This is a genomic window from Kineothrix alysoides, assembly GCF_000732725.1.
Classification (GTDB): Bacteria; Bacillota; Clostridia; order Lachnospirales; family Lachnospiraceae; genus Kineothrix; species Kineothrix alysoides.
The window spans coordinates 1,291,082-1,312,917 of the sequence record NZ_JPNB01000002.1; the positions used below are offsets into that span (position 1 = coordinate 1,291,082).

The window sequence follows — 21,836 nt, forward strand, 5'->3', positions numbered from 1 at the left end:
AACATCATTTCATGTTATAAATATTTACTTTGAAGTTTATTTTTTAGTTTTACTATGCGTACCTGTTGTGACTTTGATAAATAGTCAATTCGCCCATCAAGCACATCCAAAAACTGCTTTACATTAGTGCAATCTATGCAGACAGAAATGCGCTCCGCATGTTGCGCTACTTCTTTTGGTCTGCATTTCTTCAAATGTTCCATCAAAAAAGGTAATATTTGTTGACGATATTGATTGCGCTCAACGCATAACCTTGCCAATACAGAAACGCCGTTATCCACAGTGATAACACTTCCTTGTTGAATAGCGTAAGTAATCGAATCAACATTTTCGTATATAATAGGATGCTTTAATTCAACTATCGTAGAAAGTGCAGTCATTGCACCCCAAATTAGGCGGTTATTAGGTGAGTGAAGCAGTCGAATAAAGTCATTTACATAGTCGGCAATTAAGTCCGGCTGTGCCTCTCCAATTTCATAAAGCACTTTAATACAGTCGTTTGCTATTTTCTTATCCTTGTTTTTTAGACCGGAGACAATCTCATTCACTCCGTCCTTATCCTCACTTTCACACAAATGACGGGCTAACTCAATATTTAAGGTTTCATCGTTCCGATTATTCGCGCAAGCTAATTTTTCAAGCATTATAATCCTCCTCATATTTTTGTGTTATTTTCTGGATGCCTGCTGCCAACCGTAATCTTAATGTCAAAGGCTCCAGCACTTCCAGATCTGCGCCATATGATAAAAGGTAACCATAAAGTGAATTATCATCAGGCATTTCAGCATTAACAATAAACGAACCATCAAGATTAGATACTATGTCTTGTTCTTCAAAATCATCATAAGCGCGATGAATACTGGTGGCATTTATTTTCAATATCATTGAAATATATGTAATATCAGGATTCTCTATTGGCGGAGCAGAATATATACTCCTGTCAAAATAATGGTCATTCATAAATATGTGTTTGATTCTCTTAATTTTGAATAGTCTATAATCATTTTTGTTGAGGCAATATCCATACAAATACCATGATTTTTCTTTGTATATTAGTTTTAATGGATAAATAGTCCGCGTCGTTTTTTTGCCGGACACGTCCATGTAGTCAATCTCTATTTCTTGAGATTTGATTATGGCCTGTCTAAGCTTTTCAAACTTTTCATTGTCATTTGCGGTCTTTTTGCCCCAACGCGAAAAATCAACGTCAATCCAAGTCTCAGATGATTTTTGAAACAAACTTTCCAACTTTGCTAAAAGATCGTCAACATTTATTTCACTTGTGACGCTTATTGATTGTAAAGCAAGTAATATTTGCTTTTGTTCATCTTCTGAAATTGCCGTTTTATTCAGGGTAAAGTTCTCAAGTATTGATAGTCCGCCGCCTTTGCCTTGTACCGTGTATATAGGGATACCAGCTTGCGAAAGTATATCAATATCTCGCAAAATAGTTCTCTTAGCAACCTCGAAATGCTCTGCCAATTCACTGGCTGTTGTCCGCTCTTTACTTAACAATAAATATACTATCTCAAAAAGACGATTTATTTGCATATTATTCATCTCTATTTAATTATAACATGATAACATGACGAGGGTAAGTCACCTTTAAGAGTTCGTTATATGCGGCCACCCATTTAATAACATCGCATTTGTTGCAATAAAATTGATCGGCAATATCTTGATAAGAATATTTTTCTTCTAAATATTTTTTTACCATCTTAAGCTTCAATTCGTTTAAGTAAATTTTCTTTCCGGACATAAAATAAGCCCCTTTCATTAGATTTTATTTTATCTAACAAAAGGGGTTCACTTCATAAGCCGGTGGTTCAGATTAATAGGAAAGAGTTTCTATTAAAAAAAATGGATGCGCAGCTGCGCGCACGGAACAACGGCTGTACTGACGAAGTACTTGGTCGCGAGAATGTATGAAGCACACTTTTGTTCCTGTCCCGGTACAAGAATATCGTATCGGGAATTTTTGCATTTTCTGTTTCCGTTCTGTCTTACATAAATTGCTGGGGAAACTGGCGCATGATTCCTGAAGAAAAATAATCAGCCATATCCAGAGCTTCCTGCTCTACGCGGTTGAAGGCTGCAATACCGACTTCAAAGTCATTTGCGAGCTGGGCTTCTACTTCCTGTGTGGTCAGGTTGAGATGGTCGTAAAGCATCTTCCGAACGTCTTCGAGGTTGTAAAAGGGATTAATGCTGCTGAATGCTTCCGCCATTTGATCTGCATTCTGATACCATCTTCTGGTAAGGTCCTCTGCTTCCGCAGTGTTATCGTCGCGTAAGGCAGTGATCAAGTCGGCTCCGATTGTTAGATGTTCAGTTAAGAGCTGTTCGATGGTCCCTGCGGTAGCCGGAGAATAGAAGTTTGCGAATATTGCCGCGGCATCCGCCGGATTTTCAAGGAGGCGGGCCTTGGTAGCATCTTCATCCGCCAGCCGGTTCGCAATGCTGATGAGAAGCAGGCGTGTCCAGTATACGTGCTGTATCCACACTTCACGCATATCGCCAAGAAGGTTGAACTGCATGGAAGGGTTGGGGCAGGCGGGAGGATCCGAAGGGAATGCTTGCGAAATAAATTGTTCGCTGGGGCAAATGATAATATTGCTTCCTATTTGAAGATTGTATGGGTCGAGGCCGGGATTCAGAGCGAGAATATCTTGCACCGTAGTCTGGAAATAGCGGGAAAGCTGATATAGATTGTCACCCCTGCGGATTGTATATTGTACTTTTTGAAAACAATTCATATAGATATCTCCTTTTCATTTATTAGTATCATATGCCTTGAAGGCCCCTTTGCCACATGCTGCTTTGTCATAGAGAGGGAAAAAAGGCGTGTGGATAAGAAAAAAATGTTTAAATGAAAAATGGGGCATGCTATACTAAATTTGACGATGTACGGTTAAAAAAAGGAGGAGGCAGCTTGCAGGTAGTTGAGAATATTCAATTTATAAAAGGCAGTAAAGAAGAAGCGTTGCCGGAGATGCCGTTCGGTTTTCCTCATCTCGCTTCCTATGTCGAATTTAATAAAGAGACACACAGTCAAATACCCTGGCATTGGCATAAAGAGATGGAGTTATTTTACATTGAGCAAGGGAGCCTTGAATATCATACGCCCGGAGGGAGAACTTTTTTTCCGCCCGGAAGCGCGGGGCTTATTAATTCTAATATTCTTCATATGACAAAGCAGCCGAAGGGAGAGGAGAAAACGATTCAGAAAGTTCATATTTTTGACGTCTCTCTTATCGGCGGAAGACCGGGGAGTCTGATGGAACAAAAATATATCAGGCCGCTTATAACATCTCCGTCAATTGAAGTTCTGGGGTTTTATCCACAAAAGGAGGAGCATAAGGAAATCCTGGAGAAAGTAAGGAAATCCTTTGAAATTGAAAAAGAGGAATTTGCTTATGAAATAAAATTAATTGAACTGTTATCTGGAATATGGTATCGTCTTCTGGAAACATTGGAAGAGACATGGCAGGAAAAGCAAGGGAAAAGTCCGCGGCATGAAAAGGCAAATGAAAAGCTTAAAATGATGCTCAGTTTTATTCATGAGCATTATGATGAAAAGATTTCGGTAAAGGAAATTGCGGATGCAGCATTTATCAGCGAACGGGAATGCTTCCGGTCCTTCAAGGAGAATATGAGGATGACTCCGATAGAGTATCTCAATGATTATAGATTGCAGTTAGCATGTAATTTGCTGGTAAGCACCAGGGAACCGATTACTTCGATAGGAAGTGTCTGCGGTTTGGGAAGCAGCAGCTATTTTGGAAGAGTTTTTCGGGAGAATAAGGGGTGCACTCCGATGGAATATCGAAAAAAATGGCAGGATAGTGATAAAGATTGGCATTAAAAGTATATTTTTATGTGAATATCTGCGTTATATTAATATCGTAACGAGCAAGCCTTATGTAACCTGAGAAATAGTTTGAAGGAGGATGCAGATGTTCAAGTTTAATATTTTAGATATGCCGGCTTTTCTAAAGGCTGTGAATGATTGCAGCGGCACGGTTAATATAGTTCAGGAAAATGGATATAAGAGTAATATTAATAAAGAATGGAGTATACAATCTGCGTTAAAGGAAAGATTCAGGGAGAATCATAACAGCCTGAAGATAACTCTTTCCATACCGGATTACAAGGACTATCTGAAAGTTGTCCATTGTTTAATTAGTTGATGTATATATTTCATCATAAATAAAGGGCTTGTTTACCTAATATGGGTAAACAAGCCTAATCCCTTTTCTGAGGGAAATTTTCTGTTTTTACGCGAGGATTTCTCCATTAGTACCTATTGTTATTACTTGCCAAGGTATGAATTTTCCGCTTGCCTGAAGGGCGGTTTTGGCAGCAGCTTCGATTCCTCCGCAGCAGGGAACTTCCATTCTTACGATTTTTACGCTCTTTATATTGTTGTTCCTTATGATTTCCGTTAATTTCTCGCTGTAATCCTCCATGTCAAGCTTAGGGCAGCCGATAATGGTAATATGGTTCTTGATAAAATCGCGGTGGAAATTACCATAGGCATATGCAGTACAATCGGCGGCGATTAACAGATTGGCATTGTCGAAATAAGGTGCATTAACGGGAACCAATTTAATCTGAACAGGCCACTGCATCAGTTCGCTGTTTATTTCTTCAACGCCATGGCTCTTCTCTTCGGCAGGAGGAGCTTTTCTTTCGAGAGCCTGTGAGCGGGAACCGGGACAGGTAAATGCCGGAGCGGCGTCCCTTTCCTTTTTCAATTGATTCTGTTTTACGGCTTCTTCATCATATGCAGCCGCTTCACGTTCTTCGAAGCTAATAGCTTCCGTAGGGCAGACAGGAAGGCAGTTGCCCAGACCGTCGCAGTAATCATCCCGAAGCAGTACGGCTTTGCCGTCTACCATTCCAATAGCACCCTCGTGACAAGCAGCCGCGCAGGCACCGCATCCATTACATTTATCCGCATCAATTTTTATAATCGTTCTTTTCATCTTAATATCATCCTTTCCGATTTAGACTCGTTACTCCGTATTTTCTTTCTTGTTCTTATGTGATGAGTATAGTAAAATATTAAAAAGAAGTATGTTGTTTTTGCAACGCAAATAAAATGATTAAAAAATTTTTAAAATTATACACTTGTAACTATTAGAAAGTGTCAGGTTGCCGGTGTGAAAGAAAGCAGAACTCTCATTGCTGTTTGTACTGCGCCCGAAGGCGCGCGAAATGGAGGATTTTATGAAAGAATATTTTGAAATTATAAAACGAAGTCCGCTTTTTGCAGGTATTGAAGAAAATGAAATAGAAAAAATGTTCTGTGTTCTCGGAGCGTATATCGAAAGCTATGAAAAAGAAGAATTTATTTTCAGAACAGGAGAACACGTACATCTGCTCGGTATGGTACTCCATGGGGATGTCCATATCGTGAGGGAGGATTTTTGGGGAAATAGGAATATTTTAACGGAGATCGGTCCCGGACAGATTTTTGCAGAGACCTATGCATGCCTTCGCTTTGAGGAACTGGGAGTGGATGTGGTTGCGGCTGACAAGGCGGAAGTTCTTTTTCTCGATATTTACAAAGTGACCGGTGCGGACGGAGTGGAAAGCAGATTTCACAATATTCTGATTCGAAACCTCTTAGATGTGCTTGCGGGGAAAAATTTGATGCTGACGGCGAAAATGGGACATATCATGCAGAGGAGCACAAGGGAAAAGCTGCTGTCCTATCTCTCAGAGCAGTCGAGAAAGGCTCACAGCCCGGAATTCATAATTCCTTTTGACAGACAGCAGATGGCCGATTACCTTTCCGTAGATCGGAGCGCCATGTCGAAAGAGCTTGGAAAGCTGCGTAAAGAAGGCATTATTTCCTTCGAAAAAAATAAGTTTAAGCTTAGCAGTTCCGGATGCGGAGCGCTTGACTTTGCAGAAAAAAATGTTATAGTAAAATAGTAATTGTTATTAATTTCACAACTGTAAAATGATAATCTATGCAGATAAAAATATATGGAGGTTAGGGTTATGGATGCTAATATTTTCAGAGATATGTCTTACGGAGTATACATTGTTTCGACGATGGATGGGGAGCGTCCAACGGGTTGCATTGCCAACAGCATCATGCAGATTACATCTGATCCGGCGACCGTAGCGATAAGCATTAATCACGATAATTACACGAACGGCTGTATCGATGCCAATGGCAATTTTACTTTTTCCATTCTCGCAGAGGATTCCGATTCCGGCTTGATCGGTAAATTCGGCTTCTGCTCAGGAAAAGATGTGGACAAGTTCACGGATGTAAATTACGAAATAGTTCAGGGAGTACCCGTAGTAAAATCTACGTGCGGTTATGTAGTTTGCGAAGTCATCAACAAGATGGAGACAGCCAGCCATACGGTATTTTTAGGAAAGGTACTGGATGCGCAGGTTTATGACCCTTCGTCACAAGCGATGACCTATGCTTATTACCATAATGTGATAAAAGGAAAAAGTCCTAAAAATGCTCCGACTTATTTGCCTGAGGAAAAACCCCAGCCGGCAAAAGAGAGCGGAAGCAAGGTGAAATATGTCTGCCAGGTGTGCGGATATGTTTATGAAGGAGAAGACCCAATACCGGAGGAGTTCAAATGTCCCGTTTGCGGAATGGGATCCGATAGGTTTACGAGGGTAGAAGAATAAAAGTAAGAATAAGAGATTGAGAAGGCGTAAGCGGCTGTGTTTTCTAAATGAAACCATTTATGTAGTGATGGTGGGTTTCAGTGAGAAAATGCAAGCCGCTTTTTTATATCACAGGAAATACCTTGCTGTTTTAACGTGTGAAAGTATTACCTTACCATGATATAAACACGAGTGGAAAACACTCGTGTCGCTCTCCGTGCAAAGGATGCGCAGCTACGCACGCAGAATAAAAATAGTGATGCCGAAGAAAGTTTTTATAGAGAAATCCGGATTGAACATGATGAATATAAAAGAGGGTGTGAGCTTCACAAACAGATTGTCAACCAATGTAGAAAAAAAGTTGACAATAGTAAGCTGAAATGATATACTTTCACAGAGCTCAAGAAAAGCAACAGCATAATTAAGAAATAACAACAAAATAAAACAGTACCAAAACAGCACTAAAATTTAATAACAATAAAACTTAATAGTAAATTAAGTAATCAATATTTTTGGATTGAGACGGAGGATATGACATGGACGCAGTGAAGGTAGGAAAAAGTAAGACATATGATATGGCATACATAGCGATTTTTGCAGTGTTGATGGCGATTTGTTCCTGGATAGCAATTCCTACGATGGTTCCGTTTACCTTGCAGACCTTCGGGGTCTTCTTGGCAGTAGGTGTTTTAGGAGGCAAGAGGGGGACTGTCGCTATTTTAATTTATATACTGCTTGGGGCCATCGGATTGCCGGTATGGGCAGGAGGTACAGGCGGTATGGGGGTTTTGCTCGGTAATACAGGAGGATATATTATCGGATTCCTGTTTATTGCACTCATTATGTGGGGCGCGGAGAGGTTGTTTGGCAGGAAGAATTGGGTGATGATAGTTTCCATGGTATTAGGTCTGATTGTCTGCTATGCCTTTGGCACCTTGTGGTTCATGATGCTGTACGCGAAAAATACAGGAGCGGTTGGCCTTGGAACGGTTCTTGGCTGGTGTGTGATTCCGTTTATTATTCCCGATATTGTGAAGCTGGCGCTGGCGCTTATACTTAGCAGGCGTTTAAACAGAGTAATCGGAACTTTGTAGTTACGGTTAGGCTACGCAAGAACGTGATTCAAGAGATGCTTTCTGCTTTGTAAACCTCTGTAAGCAGGAAGAAAAGGATGCTGGAAAAAAGGAAATAAAAGCATTATGAAAATATATGAAATAAGACCCCATCATGGGCTGTGCCTCTCTTTTTTTGGAGGAAAGGGATACAGCAGCGAATTCGTAAAGCATATGGCGGAGATAAAAGCGGAGGTCAGCAAGAATCCCACCGTTCTACTCCATAGCCGGACGGATGAAATATGCAGTGTTTGCCCACACAATAAAAATGGGACGTGCGAAAGCGAGGAGAAGGTGCAGCGGTATGATAAAGAAGTGCTGCGATTATGCAGCCTGGACCAGAAAGCGGAAATAGAATGGAAGCTGTTCGAGCAGCTTTTGAATGAGAATATCTTGGTCGCCGGGAAGCGCGAAGCGGTTTGCGGCGACTGCGAGTGGAATGCCATTTGCAAATAAATTTTCATATATAACAACAGCCCACAGGCCGGAAGCTTTCGCTTACCGGCCTGTGCAGTAGATTTCAATGGACTTCGACATGAACTGTGCAGTACCGTCGCCGAACTCATCGAGGTTTTTACGGAATCGTTCATCCTCGGTATACATCATGCCGAGGGATGCAAGCATTTCATCGCCGCATGTGTAAAAGTGGTTGGAAATGCAATTCTGCCAGCTCTTTACCGCAGCTTGCGCCTGTTCGCTGCCGGGGGATAGCCCTTGGCTGCTAAGGTCTGCGAAGGTACGGAAGATTCCCTTTACCTCTGCGTCGATTTGTGCCCATTGCTCTTTGTTGTAGGAGGATGTGCGTTTCCTGCTCTGCGCATAAGCTTGCGTATTGCCCCAGCGTTCCTGCACTTCCTCTGCGTATTCTTTCATCGATTCTTCGATTTCTGTCATATCAAATTCTTTAAAACTCATGGTAGACTCTCCTTTTAATGTTTTTTCTGTTAAATTGATTAAATTGTTCAGGCGTTCCCGTTTCTTAAGAAGCAGCTCCCGATGCTTTTGCAAAGCTTTTGCTTTGTCGAAGAAGGGACTGGTCACTATTTCCTTTATCTCGATTAGAGGAAAGTCCAGCTCTCTGAAAAACAATATTTGCTGCAGCAGTTCGAGGTTATCTTCATTATAAAGGCGATACCCTGTTTCAGTCACAACGCCCGGCTTCAATAAGCCTATTTCATCATAATAGTGAAGAGTGCGCACAGTAACCCCGGTCAGGTCTGCGATTTCTTTTATTTTTAAATTCAATGTTGGAACACCTCCATTTCTCGGCCGTAACTATAATCTACACTATGACGTAACGTGAGAGTCAATATTATTTTATCATTTTTTGAATTTTTTATTAAGCCCGTTATTATCAGATTTATTACATATATTGCTTAGCCTATTGTATATTGTCAATGAAACACATCCTTTGCTTGTAATTATTGATAACTTTTTATATCTATTGTATAAATTATCAAAAAAATAGCAGTGTAATAAAAAGTTGTTACCCAATAACTTAACTGCTATAATAATAAATATTTACTGTTAAAGGAGGGTTATGATGAAGGTTATTATTGCCGATGACGAGGATAAAATCTGCCAGCTAATTTATAAACTAGTGGACTGGGAGCAATTGGATATGCAGGTGCAGGCTATTGTTCATAACGGAATAGAGGCCTTGGAAGCAATTCAGAAATACCATCCTGATATAGTGATAACGGACATCCGTATGCCGGGCTATGACGGTCTTGAAATGATCAGAAGGGCCAAAGAAACATGCACAGATATGGATATTATCATTATCAGCGGATACCGTCATTTCGAATATGCCCAGAATGCCATACGCTACGGTGTGAAGGACTATTTGCTCAAACCGATCAAGAAGGCGGAGCTTACGGATACCCTTACGAGAATAAGGGCGGAGTATATGGAGAAGAAGGAAAGGCTTTCCGCCGAAGAGCAGAACCGGATAACGGTCAAAAACAGTGTGGATAAGCTTAGATCTGCCTTTTTTACAGAGGTATTATTCCGAAAAGAGAAAAGGAAAGAAGAAATAACCATTGAGGTTATTAACGAAGAATATCATTATAAATTTAAGAGAGGCTGCTATCAAGTTGTCTTAATAAAAATAGATGGAATCGACAGCTCTTTTCAAAGCAATATTACTTATATTCAAGACAAGGTGCTGCAGTCGGTAAACAAGCGTCTTGCAGGGGAATGCTATGAAATGGAATGCGTATTTGACGGAAATATGTGTTATGCGGTGCTTAACTTCAGCAATGAAAGCAAGCGCTCCATCCGTAAAACACTGAAATCGATTTTGGACGAGCTGCTTTTGCAGAAGGATGTTTTGGAAAATCTGAGGATTACTCTTGGAGCGGGAATTGTAGAAGAGGATATATCCGGCTTTATCATTTCCTTAAAGACGGCGTCATGGGCAATCGAGCAGAGACTCATCCTGGGCATCAACAAAGTAATCGAGGGAGAGAACACATCGTTGAATGAAGTGGCCGACAGCAAGCTCTTTTACGACTTTAACAAACAGATGACGGATTCGCTGGAAAAGCTCAGTGAGGCCTCTCTCATAAATGCGCTCCGCTATTTGCAGACCGCTCTGAGGAATAAAGAGAATACGACTGGACACGAAATCATCCAAATGTCAAAGGAAGCGATGAATCTATATTTGTTCACCATGAGGCAGAACAAATTCGCAGTGAAGGAAGCGGAAAGCTTCTTTGAAAAATTCAGTACGAATATCGAGAACATAGGAACTGCGGATGAGGTTTTTTCCTACCTGACCAGGGCTATAGTAATGTCCTTTCGAAAGGCTGTGGCAGAGAAGCAGCAGGAAGACAATAAACCGATCCGGGATGCCAAGCAATATATGAAGGAGCATTTTAAAGAACCGGTATCCCTGGAAATTGTAAGCGATTTGGTCGGATTTAACGCAACCTACTTCAGCTCGCTGTTCAAAAAGGAAACGGGTAAAACATTCTCCGAATATTTAACGGAGATAAGAATGGAAAAGGCAAAGGAGCTTTTGAAGGATACCAATCTTAGTGTTGCCGCTATATGCACCGAGGTGGGATACAGCGACAATAAACATTTTACGAAAGGATTTGCCAAGTATACGAATTTAAAGCCCAATGAATATAGAAAAATATATTCGTAAACGCTGGAGGACCGTGTAAAACATAAATTTTCACAGCGAGATTTATTTTGCTTGCAGGTATTATGCCTAAGATGTGCTGTACATCCGGCTTAATGTTTGCAGGTATGGAAAGGGCATGGGTACTATTATGAGTAGAGATAAGAAGTATCTTATTGGAAATGTAAAGCTATGGCTTTTGCTGGTGCTACTGCTTCAGGTATTTCTGCTGGGCGGACTGCTGGTTGCCGCGCTTCATGCGGACGGCTTTAAGATAGTATTCATCTTTGGTCTGATTGCCGAAGCGTTTATTTTGTATGCAGGTTACTTATTGGTGTACCGCAAGTACAGACAAATCGATAGAATAATTAAGCTCTATACAGAAGGTTATCTGGTCGATAATCTGTTAGAACAAAATATAAATGTCAGTCCAAACGTTAATAAAGCGCTGCGCATGCTCGGAGAAGGTTTGAACCGGACGGAGATTTTAAATATTTCCAAGAAGCAGGCCCAGTATCTGGCGCTTCAGAATCAAATCAATCCTCATTTTTTATATAATACGCTGGAGAGCATACGAAGCGAGGCTCTGTGCAGCGGGATGGATGGGGTTGCGTCCATGACCGAAGCCCTGGCTACTTTTTTCCGCTATACCATATCGAATGTGGATAAGCTGGTGACCCTGGAGGATGAGCTGTCGAATATAGAGAATTATTACATTATCCAGCAGTACCGGTTCGGGGATAAATTAAGCCTCAGTATAGAATATGATGAAGAAGTGGACGATTTGTCCGCTTTGAACCTGTTTCTGCCTAAGCTGGTATTGCAGCCGATTGTCGAGAATTCGATTTATCATGGAATAGAGCCCAAAATAGGAAAGGGTAATCTGAAGATTCGTGTTGACCGCACGTATGACCGATTGATTATCCGCATATCGGATGATGGAATGGGGATGCCGGATGAACTTTTGGAGGAGCTTAATAACAAATTGCTTACCAATTCCATGGAGGACGTCATGGAACCTAAGCGGGAAAAGCGGGGCGGAATTGCGATTATCAATGTAAATAACCGGATCAAGCTTTTATTTGGGGAGGAATACGGAGTATACATTTACAGTACGAAGGACGTAGGAACGGATGTGGAAATTACGCTGCCGGTAATTACGGAGCAGGGATAGGTATTTGTCTTTATACCGCAAATCAAGAGAAGGGCATGTATATCGGTGAAAAAAGAAATTTTGCGAATGGAAAATGTCATTACCGAAGGAAATGATATGACCAATCTGGATAACTTCAATTTACATATTTTTCAAGGAGAAATCTTTGGACTCATAGGAATCAACGAGCACGGAAAGGACAGGCTCGTGCAGTTGATATGTAAAAATATCCCGATTAAATTTGGCAGGATTTATTTTTTCGGCCATCAGGTCAACAGCTATCACCATAGGGAAGAAATCCAGAATAAAGTATATTTATTAGGGCAAAGCAGCAGGCTGGTGGATAACCTCACCGTGACAGACAATATTTTTGTGCTTAGGAAGGGATTCAAAAAATATTGCATCAACAAAAGAGTCCTTGCCAATCAATTGGTTTTTTTGCTGCAGGATATGGAAGTAAATATCGATCCGAGAGCATTTTGCATGGAACTTACGGAGTATGAGAGGTGCGTCGTCGAGGTGCTGAAGGCGATCATTCAGGGAACCAGGCTGATTATAGTGGATGATATCAGCAATGTTTTGAGTACGAAGGATTTGGAGAACTTCAAAAACCTGCTCGTTAAGGCTGCTCATAAGGGCCATACGATTCTGTACTTCGGAAGCCACCATGAGGAGGTTTTTCCATTTTGTAACAGAGCGGCATTTATGAAGGACGGCAAGGTCATAAAGGTATTCGATAAGAAAGATATGAAGGATGAAAATGTAATTCCATATACCATTTCTTTCGAGGACAAGGATAAGAAGATTCCGGAAGAAAGCAGCGGAGCGATTTATTTTCATGGTATTACTACACAAGACTTGCATGACCTGACTTTTAGCATGCGCCCGGGAGAATGTGTGGTGCTGTACGACAAGAGTAAAAAGTCTCAGCAGGATATTATTTCCTGTCTGAGCGGAGAAAAGGAACTGGAGGCCGGTTCCATAGAGATAAATGCAGAGGTAATAGATAAAAAGAACCTCAGAAAGAAGGGGAAGGTCAATTTCGGCATTATTGGGGGACAAGCTATCGAAACTATGCTGTTTTACGATATGAGTTACATAGACAATCTGAGCTTCCTGCTGGATTTTAAAACTCCTCGTATAACATTAACCGAGAATGTTAAGAAAAGTATTCAAAGAGAATACTACAAAGAATTGGGGGAAGAAGTATATGTGACGGATATCAGGACTCTGGATAAGAAATCTCTTTACAATATCATTTATTACCGGATACATTTGTTAAATCCCAAAGTGGTTTTTATCGTTCAGCCGTTTTCTAATGCGGATATGTATGTTCGAAGGCATATTATCCATCTCATAAGAACTCTTAAGAGGAAGGGAATCGCCGTTATCATCTTAGCGGTTACGATTTCGGATTCCCTGTTTGTAGCGGACAAGCTGCTGTTGCTGGAGGATGGAACAGTAACGCAGGAATATCTTCCGGATGCTTTCGGCAGTATTGAAATAAGCATATAAAGACCAAAAGAATGCCCCCCTTATTCCAAAGAAACACCCCTACAATCAATTTGTAGCGGGTGTTATACTTTTTTATGTAATAGGAAATTGCTCTATTACATAAAAGCCCTTTGGGCAAACAATGCGCAGCTACGCGCGCGGAACAAAAGCTGTGCTGCCGAAGTATTTGGTTACGAAGGTGGACGAAGCACACTTTTGTTCTGAAATACAACAACACGATATAGCTAAAATGGAAGGTGAATGGAATGGGAGAATATATCGTTGAAGTAAGCGGAGTAAGTAAAGGCTTTCCGGGCGTATTGGCTTTGGATAATGTAAACTTCAACTTGAAGGCCGGCGAAGTACTTGCGCTGCTGGGTGAGAACGGGGCCGGTAAATCTACTCTTATGAAGATTTTAAGCGGCATCTATGAAAAGGATTCGGGAACGATTAAAGTTTTTGGCGAAGAAGTGCACGATATGTCTCCTAAAAAGGCGCAGGAACTGGGAGTTGCAATCATACATCAGGAGTTAAATATGTGCTCCCACTTAACAGTGGCAGAAAATATTTTTCTGGGCAGGGAAAAAACAAAATCGGGCATTCTCTCAGACAAAGAGATGGAGAAGCAGGCAAAAGGAATATTGGATAAACTGAATATGGATATCTCCCCTGATACTGTGGTAGGAGACCTGGCCGTATCTAAGCAGCAGATGGTGGAAATAGCGAAAGCACTTTCTACAAACGCTAAGATATTGATCATGGACGAACCGACAAGCGCCCTTACGTCTAAGGAAATAGACGATCTGTTCCGTATCATAAGGCAATTGAAATCGGAGGGCTGTGCAATCGTATATATTTCCCACAGACTTGAGGAACTGCAGCATATTGTGGACAGAGTCACGATTCTCAGGGATGGTCAGTACATAACGAGTATGGACTTTGGAGATACAAATCTGGAAGAAATCATAGCCAATATGGTAGGCCGCGAAATTAAAGAGAAATTCCCAAGAATATCATGCAAAAAAGGAAAAAAGATATTCGAGGTAAAAAATCTTAATGCAGGAAAAATGGTGAGGGATGTAAGCTTTGAACTGTATGAAGGGGAAATTGTAGGAATCGCGGGTCTGATGGGAGCCGGACGGACGGAGACCACGAGAGCGATTTTCGGGGTTGACGCAAAAGAATCGGGAGAAATTATCTTAGATGGTAAGCCTATCACGATAAATAAGCCGATGGATGCGATCAGAGCGGGAATTGTTCTGGCCCCGGAGGATAGAAAAAAAGACGGATTATGCACTAAGCTGAGCATAAGGGAAAATATCGCACTTCCCAATCTCGATATTATATGCGACAAGCTGGGTATAGTAAATCGCAAAAAAGAAAAAGTCATGACGCAAAAAGCGGTAAGCGACCTGAGAATAAAAACTCCCAATACGGAAATAAATGCGGGAAGCCTTTCTGGAGGTAATCAGCAGAAGGTAGTAGTAGGCAAATGGCTTGCCAGAAATTCCCGGGTAGTTATTTTCGATGAACCTACAAGAGGAATCGATGTTGCTGCAAAGGTTGAGATTTACAATCTAATGAATGAATTGAAAAGGCAAGGAATCGGAGTATTGTTCGTATCCTCGGAAATGCCTGAGGTTATGGGGATTTCTGATAAAATTATCGTAATGTGCGACGGTAAGGTGACAGGAGAAATGATTACAGAAGAAGCAACCCAAGACGCTATCTTGAAATATGCAACCAGTTTTGAAAAGAAGGTTGCGGCAGAAGCATAATGTGAAAGGAGCATAACTGCTAAAATGGAAAACAGACAGAATTTTTTAAGAAGAATGATGGCGGTAAGGGGAATGGGGCAGGTATTGACCGTAACGGTAGGTCTGATCGTATTATGTATCGTATTCGGTATCTTAAATCCGACCTTTGCTTCCTCTAAAAATATAGGGAATCTGCTTCGTCAGATCGCCCCGATCATATTAATCGGTATCGGTCAATCTTATGTGCTGATAACGGGAAACATAGACCTTTCTATCGGCTCGGTAGTCGGCATGAGCTGTATGATTTCGGCAACTCTCATGACAAAAGGCCTGAATCCGTGGGCAGCGGTCTTAGTGACTATTTTCTGCTGTCTGCTGGTAGGCGTAGTGAATGGTCAGTTGGTTGCAAAATGCAAGCTGCCGCCTTTTATCGCTACACTCGGTACCATGACAATAGCGAGAGGCATCGCCCAAATCGTGAATAATAACTATAATACGGATTCTATCGGCGACGCGGCAAAAGGCTTCAGAGACTTTTTCTACTATGGGAAAACGTTAGGCCTGTACAATACCATATGGATATCCATTATTCTGTGGCTTATCTTCAACTTTTTACTCAGCAAGACCCGTACAGGAAGACATATCTATGCAATCGGCAGTAACGTAGAGGCTGCTAAGCTGTCCGGCGTAGGTATTGTAGGAACAACGACCAAAGCATATATTGTCAGTGCGTTCTGTGCCAGTGTAGTAGGGCTTATCATTTGTGCTACGTCAGGAATGGGCACTATGGATGCAGGAAATATGTATGAAATGTATGCGGTAGCAGCTTCCGTTATCGGTGGTGTAAGTACCTTAGGAGGACAGGGAATATTGTTAGGCACCGTTATCGGAGCGGCAATATGGGGAGTTCTGCAAAACGGTCTGCAGTTTGCGGGGGCGCCGGTAGCCATTCGGAATATAGTCATCGGTATTATCGTTGTAGTTTCCGTCTTACTCGATGTAGTGGTAAGAACGGGTAAACCAAGAAAAGCCAAAAAAGGATAAAAGCATTTGCTTTATCATACAAACCAAATATTTCATAAGGGAGGATATTAAATGAAGAGAAGATTATGTAGTGTATTATTGAGCGTTGTTGTTGCAGCATCCATGCTGGCTGGCTGCGGAAGCAAGGAAACTGCCCCTGCGGCAGAGACGAGTACGGCACCGGCAGCTGAAGAAACTGCCCAGGCACCGGCTGAGGAGGCTGCGGCAGAGGAAACAGCGGCAGCAGAAAGCTATAAAGTTTATTTGATCACGATGGATCAGATGGACCAGCATTGGGTGAATGTAGACGGAGGATGCAAGAAAGCGGCAGAAGAGCTTGGAAACGTTGAATACAAGTGGCTCGCTCCGGATGTTAAGGACGACGCAAAACAAATCGAGTGTATCAATAATGCAGTAGCAGACAATGCGGATGCGATTCTCTTGGCAGCGAACGGACCGGATGCGGTTACGGCAGCTTTGGAAGAAGCAGTTGCAGCAGGAGTAAAAATCATCTATGTGGATTCAGCGGCTGATTTTGAAGGCGAAGTGACATTCGCAACGGATAATCAGGCAGCAGGAAAGACGGCAGGCGATGAAATGTTAAAGGCGCTTACGGATAAAGGGATCACTTCCGGTAAAATAGGCGTTGTTAATGTAAATGCGGCTACAGCATCCTGCGTGGCTCGCGAAACCGGATTCCGCTCCGCTTTTGAAGGCTCTGATTTCGAGATTCTCGAAACCCAGTACAGTGAAGGTGATGCAGCCAAATCCAAAGACATTGCGGCAAATTATATTACAAGCGGATGTGTTGGTATTTTCGGAGCAAATGAAGGTTCCACTACCGGAGTGGGCAATGCCATTCAGGAAGCGGGCGACGATGTAATCGGTGTAGGCTTCGACAAATCCGATACTATCTTATCCTTGATCAAAGACGGTTACTTACTGGCTACTATGGCTCAGAATCCAGATGTAATGGGATATGAAGGCTTGAAGGCAGCAGTGGCAGTTCTTGGCGGAGAGAGCTTCGGCGGAGCTGTTACGGATACGGGAGTTTCTGTTATTACAAAAGAGGGGCTGTAATTTTTTCAATATAAAAGCGCAATGAAATGGATACGGGTTATCTCATATGGGGATAGCCCGTATTTTCAATCAGAGAAACAAAAGGTGATTTCTAATGAAAATGAGAGGGAAAATTCTAACATTATCTATAGTGCCGATTGTAGTGACGAGCATATTTTCATTGCTCATCAGCCAGATACAATTTTCTAAAGGATTATATCAGGAAATCGAAGAGGGACTGAGGACGGTTGCAGTTTCTGCATCTAATCTTTACAGCACACAGGGGTATGGGGACTATGCTTTGAAAGAGGACGGAAATGTCTGGAGGGGAATGAATTATAACGTCTCTGATTCTGCGGCTTTGCTAGACAGCCTGAAGGATAGGACGGGCATTGATATTATATTTTATTTTGGTGAGGACCCCATTGTTACGTCCATGAAGGACGAGGCGGGAAACAGGCTGGATAATTTTGAGAATGTAAAGCAGATGATCGGCCTCATATATGAGGGAGAGAAGGAAGTCTTCGCAAAAAAAGTGGAAATAGCAGGAAAGCAATATCATGCCTGCGCGATACCGATCATGCAGCCGGAATCGGGAGAAGTGGCAGGAGCATTGGTTGCTGTGCGCGGTGTGGAGCGCATGCAGGCTCTCGTTCGGACAGCAATCTATGCGAACATGGGAATGATAGCTGCCATACTCGTCTTTTTCTGTCTTCTTTCCATCGTGTTTGTAAAGTCTACGCTGAAGGATTTGACGAAAGCCAGAGATTGCCTCAATCGCTTGTCCAACGGAGAATTAGAGCTGAAAACAACACTTATTAGAAACCGAAAGGATGAAATCGGTGATTTATCCAAGGATACCCAAAAATTGCAGGAAAAAATGATGGGGGTAATTTCCTCGATCAAGGAAAAAGCTAATATTCTGCATAAAGTATCGGACGAAATGCAGGAAGCCTCCGATGCCACAAAAGGCACGGCAAACGAGATGCTCTCTTCCAGCCGGGATATACAAAAGTCGGCTGACGCTCAGGTAAATACAATACAGAATGCGGATGAAAGTATGCGTGAAATGAACAGGCATATCGACAGTTCACTGAGCAGTATAGAGATTATCGGAACTTTATCCGAAAAAAATTTCGAGCTGGGAAAAGAGACGAGGGCTATCTTAAATCAACTGGAAGCCATAACAAAAGACTCTTTGATCTCCATAAATACTATTTCCAGCCAAACGAATATTACCAATCAATCCGCGCATGAAATTAAAGAAGCGACGACATTGATTGCAAATATTTCGGAAGAAACAAACCTGCTGTCGTTAAATGCCAGCATAGAAGCGGCGAGAGCGGGAGAATTGGGCAAGGGCTTCGCGGTGGTTGCGGCGCAAATTAAATCCTTAGCCGATCAGTCCACAGTCTCTGCAAAAAAAATAGAGCAAATTGTCATGAATTTGATTCACGAGACTCAGACCTCGGTTCAGGTTATGGAAGACGTGAACCGTGCGATGGAGAATCAGGTAAGAGGTGTAAACAGTACCAAAGCTATTTTTGAAGAGCTGGAAAAGAATATCATGGTATTGGAACAAAATGCAAAGGTGCTGGTAAGGGATATAGACGAGATAAATGGTAAAAAAGAATGTCTTGGCGGGGATATGACCCTTTTACTGCAGGAATCGGATAAAAATGCCGGATATTCGGAACATACGCTGAAGGTGTCTATCGATATGGAGAATTTGGTAAATCAAATGGTCGATCTGACAAAGAAAATATTCGGGCTCTCCCAGCAGCTTTCTGACAACATATCATATTTCCATTCAATGGAGGAAAAAGAAAATGAAACGGTCTGAAATTAATAATAGTATTAAATATATGGAAAAATTAATTAAGAAGCATGGCTTTGAACTGCCTCCTTTTTGCGGCTGGACACCGGAGGAGTGGGAGGATAAGGGGGAGCAGTACGATGAAATCAGAGATAATATGCTGGGATGGGATATTACGGATTATGGATTGGGCAACTGGGAAGAGGTAGGATTTGCACTCATTACCTTAAGGAATGGGAACCAAAAGAATAAAAAATATAAAAAGATCTATGCGGAAAAATTATTGATGCTGAAAGAGGGGCAGCATTCCCCCATGCACTTCCACTGGACAAAAAGTGAAGATATCATTAACCGGGGCGGCGGAACACTGATTATACATGTATATAATGACAAGGGAGACGGAACCTTTGACGACAGCGATGTATTGGTTAACTCCGACGGAAGGTCTTACTATGTCAAGGCAGGAACGGGAGTTGAATTGCGCCCGGGAGAAAGTATTACTCTATGGCCCCATCAATATCATGATTTCGATGTGAAAAAGGGAACGGGAGATGTACTGATCGGAGAAGTTTCCATGTGTAATGATGATACCTCGGATAACCGCTTTTACGAAGAAATGGGACGGTTCCCCGCAATTGAAGAAGATGAGCCCCCTTACAGGCTTCTTTGCACCGAATATCCTAAAGGGAGGTAGCGGGACAAAGGATAGTTATAATAAATTAATGCTATGTTAAGGAACAGTGTTAATAATATATTATTTTTTAAGGGAACTCCTAAAAAGTTCCCTTATGTCTTATTTTAAGAAAATTGTGTATTAAATTATAGTATATGAATTGCCATGGGCTGGATAAATTTTTGTTACTTTATAATCTTTTATTAACTTCCAACTATCTCTAATTACTTGGTCATTATAGGCTTCCATTAGATCAAGTTCCTGAGGGTCACCTGTAAATGCACAATATCCATCAATAATTAGAGTTATGCTGTCATCTGTATGATTAGGCGTTTGGATTATCTCCTAAAGTAATATCAGTAAAATTAAATTTATGGTTCTTCTTGAAAAAGTCGTTTAATTTTTCTATAAAACCAGATATATAATCAACTACGACGTTTTTCATATCCTTTTGACAGACAATATTTAAAGGGAAGGGTATAGTACCGGAAGACAGCCCGGAAACTTTGATAAAATATTGACAAATCGAGTGAATGTTTATATGCTATATATTGTTATTTACATCATTATTTGATATATAGCAATGTCCTGCATCATATGTGAATACACGGACTAAGGGAGAGGAAGGATTATTATGGAGAATGCAGCTGCGGCGGAGATTATGCCTAAGAAAAAGGGAGTCACAGGAAGTACGATCAAACTGATTGCGATTATTGTCATGTTCATCGATCATACAGGCGCCATTATATTGGAGAGAATGATGATAAAAGAGGGAATGGGCTCCATCATGGATGTGAGCTCTGCCGCCATGTTTATGCAGCAGAATATGGCTCTCTATATTTCTGATATCGTACTGCGGCTGGTGGGCAGATTGGGATTTCCTATTTTCTGCTTCTTGCTGATAGAGGGCTTTGAGCATACGCATAATGTAAAAAAATATGCAAGCAGATTATTCCTGTTCGCGTTGATTTCCGAGATACCCTTTGACCTTGGCTTTAAAGGGGCCTTTTTCTATTGGGGATATCAGAATGTATTCTTCACCTTGCTGTTTGGACTTCTCGTTATGATAGGATTGCGATTTATAGAAGAGAAAACCGAATGGAACAAGATTATTAAAGCCATCGCGAACGTGCTCGTTCTTGTTGCCGGAATGGGTGCAGCAATAGCTATGCAGACGGATTACAGCGCCTTCGGTGTACTTACCGTAGCGGTTATGTACTTCTTTAGAAATAAGAAGACTTTGTCGGCAGGTCTGGGATGTACTACCCTTACTGTGATGTCCCCTACCGAGATTACGGCTTTCTTAGTATTGATTCCTATACATAAATATAATGGAGAAAGAGGCTGGAATATTAAATGGCTCTTCTACGCTTTTTATCCCGTTCATATATTGATTCTGTACCTTATTGCCTGTGCGCTTGGCCTAAGTCAGGTGGCGATGTTTTAAGTTTAGCTTTTTTTAATGAAAATTTGTGAATCGTTTTATTGCATTTTAGCGCATAATCTTTAGAATAAATATCAAGGTTACAAAAAAACGGGAAATTATGGATTGGAGCAACGATCGTGAGAGAAAAATTAATGCGTTTTATGCAGGGTAGATACGGTTCCTATGGTGCGGATTCCCTGAACAGATTTTTACTTACCGGAGCCTTGGTAGCAATGATAGTGTCGCTGTTTACAAAATGGAATATTCTATATGGAATAGCGTTAGCCGCGCTGATTTACTCTTATTTCCGTATGCTTTCCAGAAATTATACGCGGCGCTATGCGGAAAACCAGGCATTTTTGAAATATACGATGGGAATTCGGAGATTTTTTACGAAACAAAAAAATGTGATGAGCCAGAGAAAGACGCATCATATTTATAAATGTCCCGGTTGCAAGCAGAAAATCAGAGTGCCCAAGGGCAAAGGAAAAATCGCGATTCGCTGCCCGAAGTGCGGTATGGAGTTTATAAAAAAGAGCTGAAGT

21 protein-coding genes are annotated in these 21,836 nt (G+C 41.5%); 16 read left to right on the forward strand and 5 right to left on the reverse strand.

Going from position 1 to position 21,836, the window contains the following annotated elements; translation table 11 throughout:
• Positions 1-14: 14 nt before the first annotated feature.
• From CC90_RS0116965 to CC90_RS0116980, 3 genes are all read right to left on the reverse strand, one after another.
• Positions 15-644 carry a hypothetical protein gene (locus CC90_RS0116965; protein ID WP_031391922.1) on the reverse strand — a complete coding sequence of 210 codons (630 nt, stop codon included), beginning with the start codon at positions 642-644 and terminating at the stop codon, positions 15-17.
• Positions 637-1,551 carry a helix-turn-helix transcriptional regulator gene (locus CC90_RS0116970; RefSeq protein ID WP_031391923.1) on the reverse strand — a complete coding sequence of 305 codons (915 nt, stop codon included), beginning with the start codon at positions 1,549-1,551 and terminating at the stop codon, positions 637-639. Before CC90_RS0116970 ends, CC90_RS0116965 begins: the two co-directional genes overlap by 8 nt.
• A 452-nt stretch (positions 1,552-2,003) precedes the next feature.
• A complete protein-coding gene (locus CC90_RS0116980) occupies positions 2,004-2,756 on the reverse strand; it encodes a LysM peptidoglycan-binding domain-containing protein (protein ID WP_051869721.1) in 753 nt (250 codons plus the stop codon).
• A 176-nt stretch (positions 2,757-2,932) separates the two neighbouring features.
• Here CC90_RS0116980 and CC90_RS0116985 point away from each other — a divergent pair, with 176 nt between their 5' ends.
• On the forward strand, positions 2,933-3,865 hold the full coding sequence (locus CC90_RS0116985; protein WP_031391926.1) for an AraC family transcriptional regulator: 933 nt from the start codon (positions 2,933-2,935) through the stop codon (positions 3,863-3,865).
• A 91-nt stretch (positions 3,866-3,956) separates the two neighbouring features.
• Positions 3,957-4,190 (forward strand): hypothetical protein, encoded by a 234-nt coding sequence (locus CC90_RS0116990; RefSeq protein ID WP_031391927.1) that lies wholly within the window; start codon positions 3,957-3,959, stop codon positions 4,188-4,190.
• 87 nt (positions 4,191-4,277) lie between these two features.
• On the opposite strand, the gene CC90_RS0116995 is transcribed toward CC90_RS0116990, so the two are convergent.
• On the reverse strand, positions 4,278-4,988 hold the full coding sequence (locus CC90_RS0116995; protein WP_031391928.1) for an ATP-binding protein: 711 nt from the start codon (positions 4,986-4,988) through the stop codon (positions 4,278-4,280).
• A 244-nt stretch (positions 4,989-5,232) separates the two neighbouring features.
• On the opposite strand from CC90_RS0116995, the gene CC90_RS0117000 reads away from it, so the two are divergent.
• The 4 genes from CC90_RS0117000 to CC90_RS0117020 all read left to right on the forward strand — a co-directional run bounded on the left by CC90_RS0117000 (position 5,233) and on the right by CC90_RS0117020 (position 8,216).
• Complete coding sequence (locus CC90_RS0117000; RefSeq protein ID WP_051869847.1) at positions 5,233-5,943, forward strand: Crp/Fnr family transcriptional regulator; 711 nt, start codon at positions 5,233-5,235, stop codon at positions 5,941-5,943.
• 69 nt (positions 5,944-6,012) lie between these two features.
• On the forward strand, positions 6,013-6,669 hold the full coding sequence (locus tag CC90_RS0117005) for a flavin reductase (protein ID WP_031391930.1): 657 nt from the start codon (positions 6,013-6,015) through the stop codon (positions 6,667-6,669).
• 515 nt (positions 6,670-7,184) lie between these two features.
• Complete coding sequence (locus CC90_RS0117015) at positions 7,185-7,742, forward strand: biotin transporter BioY (RefSeq protein WP_031391931.1); 558 nt, start codon at positions 7,185-7,187, stop codon at positions 7,740-7,742.
• Positions 7,743-7,847: 105 nt separating this feature from the next.
• Positions 7,848-8,216 (forward strand): DUF1284 domain-containing protein, encoded by a 369-nt coding sequence (locus CC90_RS0117020; protein WP_031391932.1) that lies wholly within the window; start codon positions 7,848-7,850, stop codon positions 8,214-8,216.
• Positions 8,217-8,258: 42 nt separating this feature from the next.
• On the opposite strand, the gene CC90_RS0117025 is transcribed toward CC90_RS0117020, so the two are convergent.
• Positions 8,259-9,005, reverse strand: coding sequence for a MerR family transcriptional regulator (locus CC90_RS0117025; protein WP_031391933.1), 747 nt, complete (start codon positions 9,003-9,005; stop codon positions 8,259-8,261).
• A gap of 295 nt (positions 9,006-9,300) precedes the next feature.
• On the opposite strand from CC90_RS0117025, the gene CC90_RS0117030 reads away from it, so the two are divergent.
• The 10 genes from CC90_RS0117030 to CC90_RS0117075 all read left to right on the forward strand — a co-directional run bounded on the left by CC90_RS0117030 (position 9,301) and on the right by CC90_RS0117075 (position 21,833).
• The gene (locus CC90_RS0117030) at positions 9,301-10,914 is read left to right on the forward strand and encodes a response regulator (RefSeq protein WP_031391934.1); all 1,614 of its coding nucleotides are present in this window, start codon (positions 9,301-9,303) and stop codon (positions 10,912-10,914) included.
• Positions 10,915-11,041: 127 nt separating this feature from the next.
• Entirely contained in the window at positions 11,042-12,064 is a 1,023-nt protein-coding gene (locus CC90_RS0117035) for a sensor histidine kinase (RefSeq protein WP_031391935.1), read from the forward strand.
• Between the two features lie 45 nt (positions 12,065-12,109).
• Positions 12,110-13,558: an ATP-binding cassette domain-containing protein gene (locus CC90_RS0117040; protein WP_031391936.1), complete on the forward strand. Its 1,449-nt coding sequence runs from the start codon at positions 12,110-12,112 to the stop codon at positions 13,556-13,558.
• A gap of 245 nt (positions 13,559-13,803) precedes the next feature.
• On the forward strand, positions 13,804-15,315 hold the full coding sequence (locus tag CC90_RS0117045) for a sugar ABC transporter ATP-binding protein (protein WP_031391937.1): 1,512 nt from the start codon (positions 13,804-13,806) through the stop codon (positions 15,313-15,315).
• A 24-nt stretch (positions 15,316-15,339) separates the two neighbouring features.
• The gene (locus CC90_RS0117050) at positions 15,340-16,338 is read left to right on the forward strand and encodes an ABC transporter permease (protein WP_031391938.1); all 999 of its coding nucleotides are present in this window, start codon (positions 15,340-15,342) and stop codon (positions 16,336-16,338) included.
• A gap of 51 nt (positions 16,339-16,389) precedes the next feature.
• Positions 16,390-17,397 (forward strand): ABC transporter substrate-binding protein, encoded by a 1,008-nt coding sequence (locus CC90_RS0117055; RefSeq protein WP_031391939.1) that lies wholly within the window; start codon positions 16,390-16,392, stop codon positions 17,395-17,397.
• 100 nt (positions 17,398-17,497) lie between these two features.
• Entirely contained in the window at positions 17,498-19,219 is a 1,722-nt protein-coding gene (locus tag CC90_RS0117060; protein ID WP_165919330.1) for a methyl-accepting chemotaxis protein, read from the forward strand.
• On the forward strand, positions 19,206-19,886 hold the full coding sequence (locus tag CC90_RS0117065) for a D-lyxose/D-mannose family sugar isomerase (RefSeq protein WP_031391941.1): 681 nt from the start codon (positions 19,206-19,208) through the stop codon (positions 19,884-19,886). The genes CC90_RS0117060 and CC90_RS0117065 overlap by 14 nt, the downstream gene beginning before the upstream one ends.
• Positions 19,887-20,499: 613 nt before the next feature.
• Positions 20,500-21,312: a TraX family protein gene (locus CC90_RS0117070; protein WP_051869728.1), complete on the forward strand. Its 813-nt coding sequence runs from the start codon at positions 20,500-20,502 to the stop codon at positions 21,310-21,312.
• 116 nt (positions 21,313-21,428) lie between these two features.
• Entirely contained in the window at positions 21,429-21,833 is a 405-nt protein-coding gene (locus CC90_RS0117075) for a hypothetical protein (RefSeq protein ID WP_031391943.1), read from the forward strand.
• Positions 21,834-21,836: the final 3 nt, after the last annotated feature.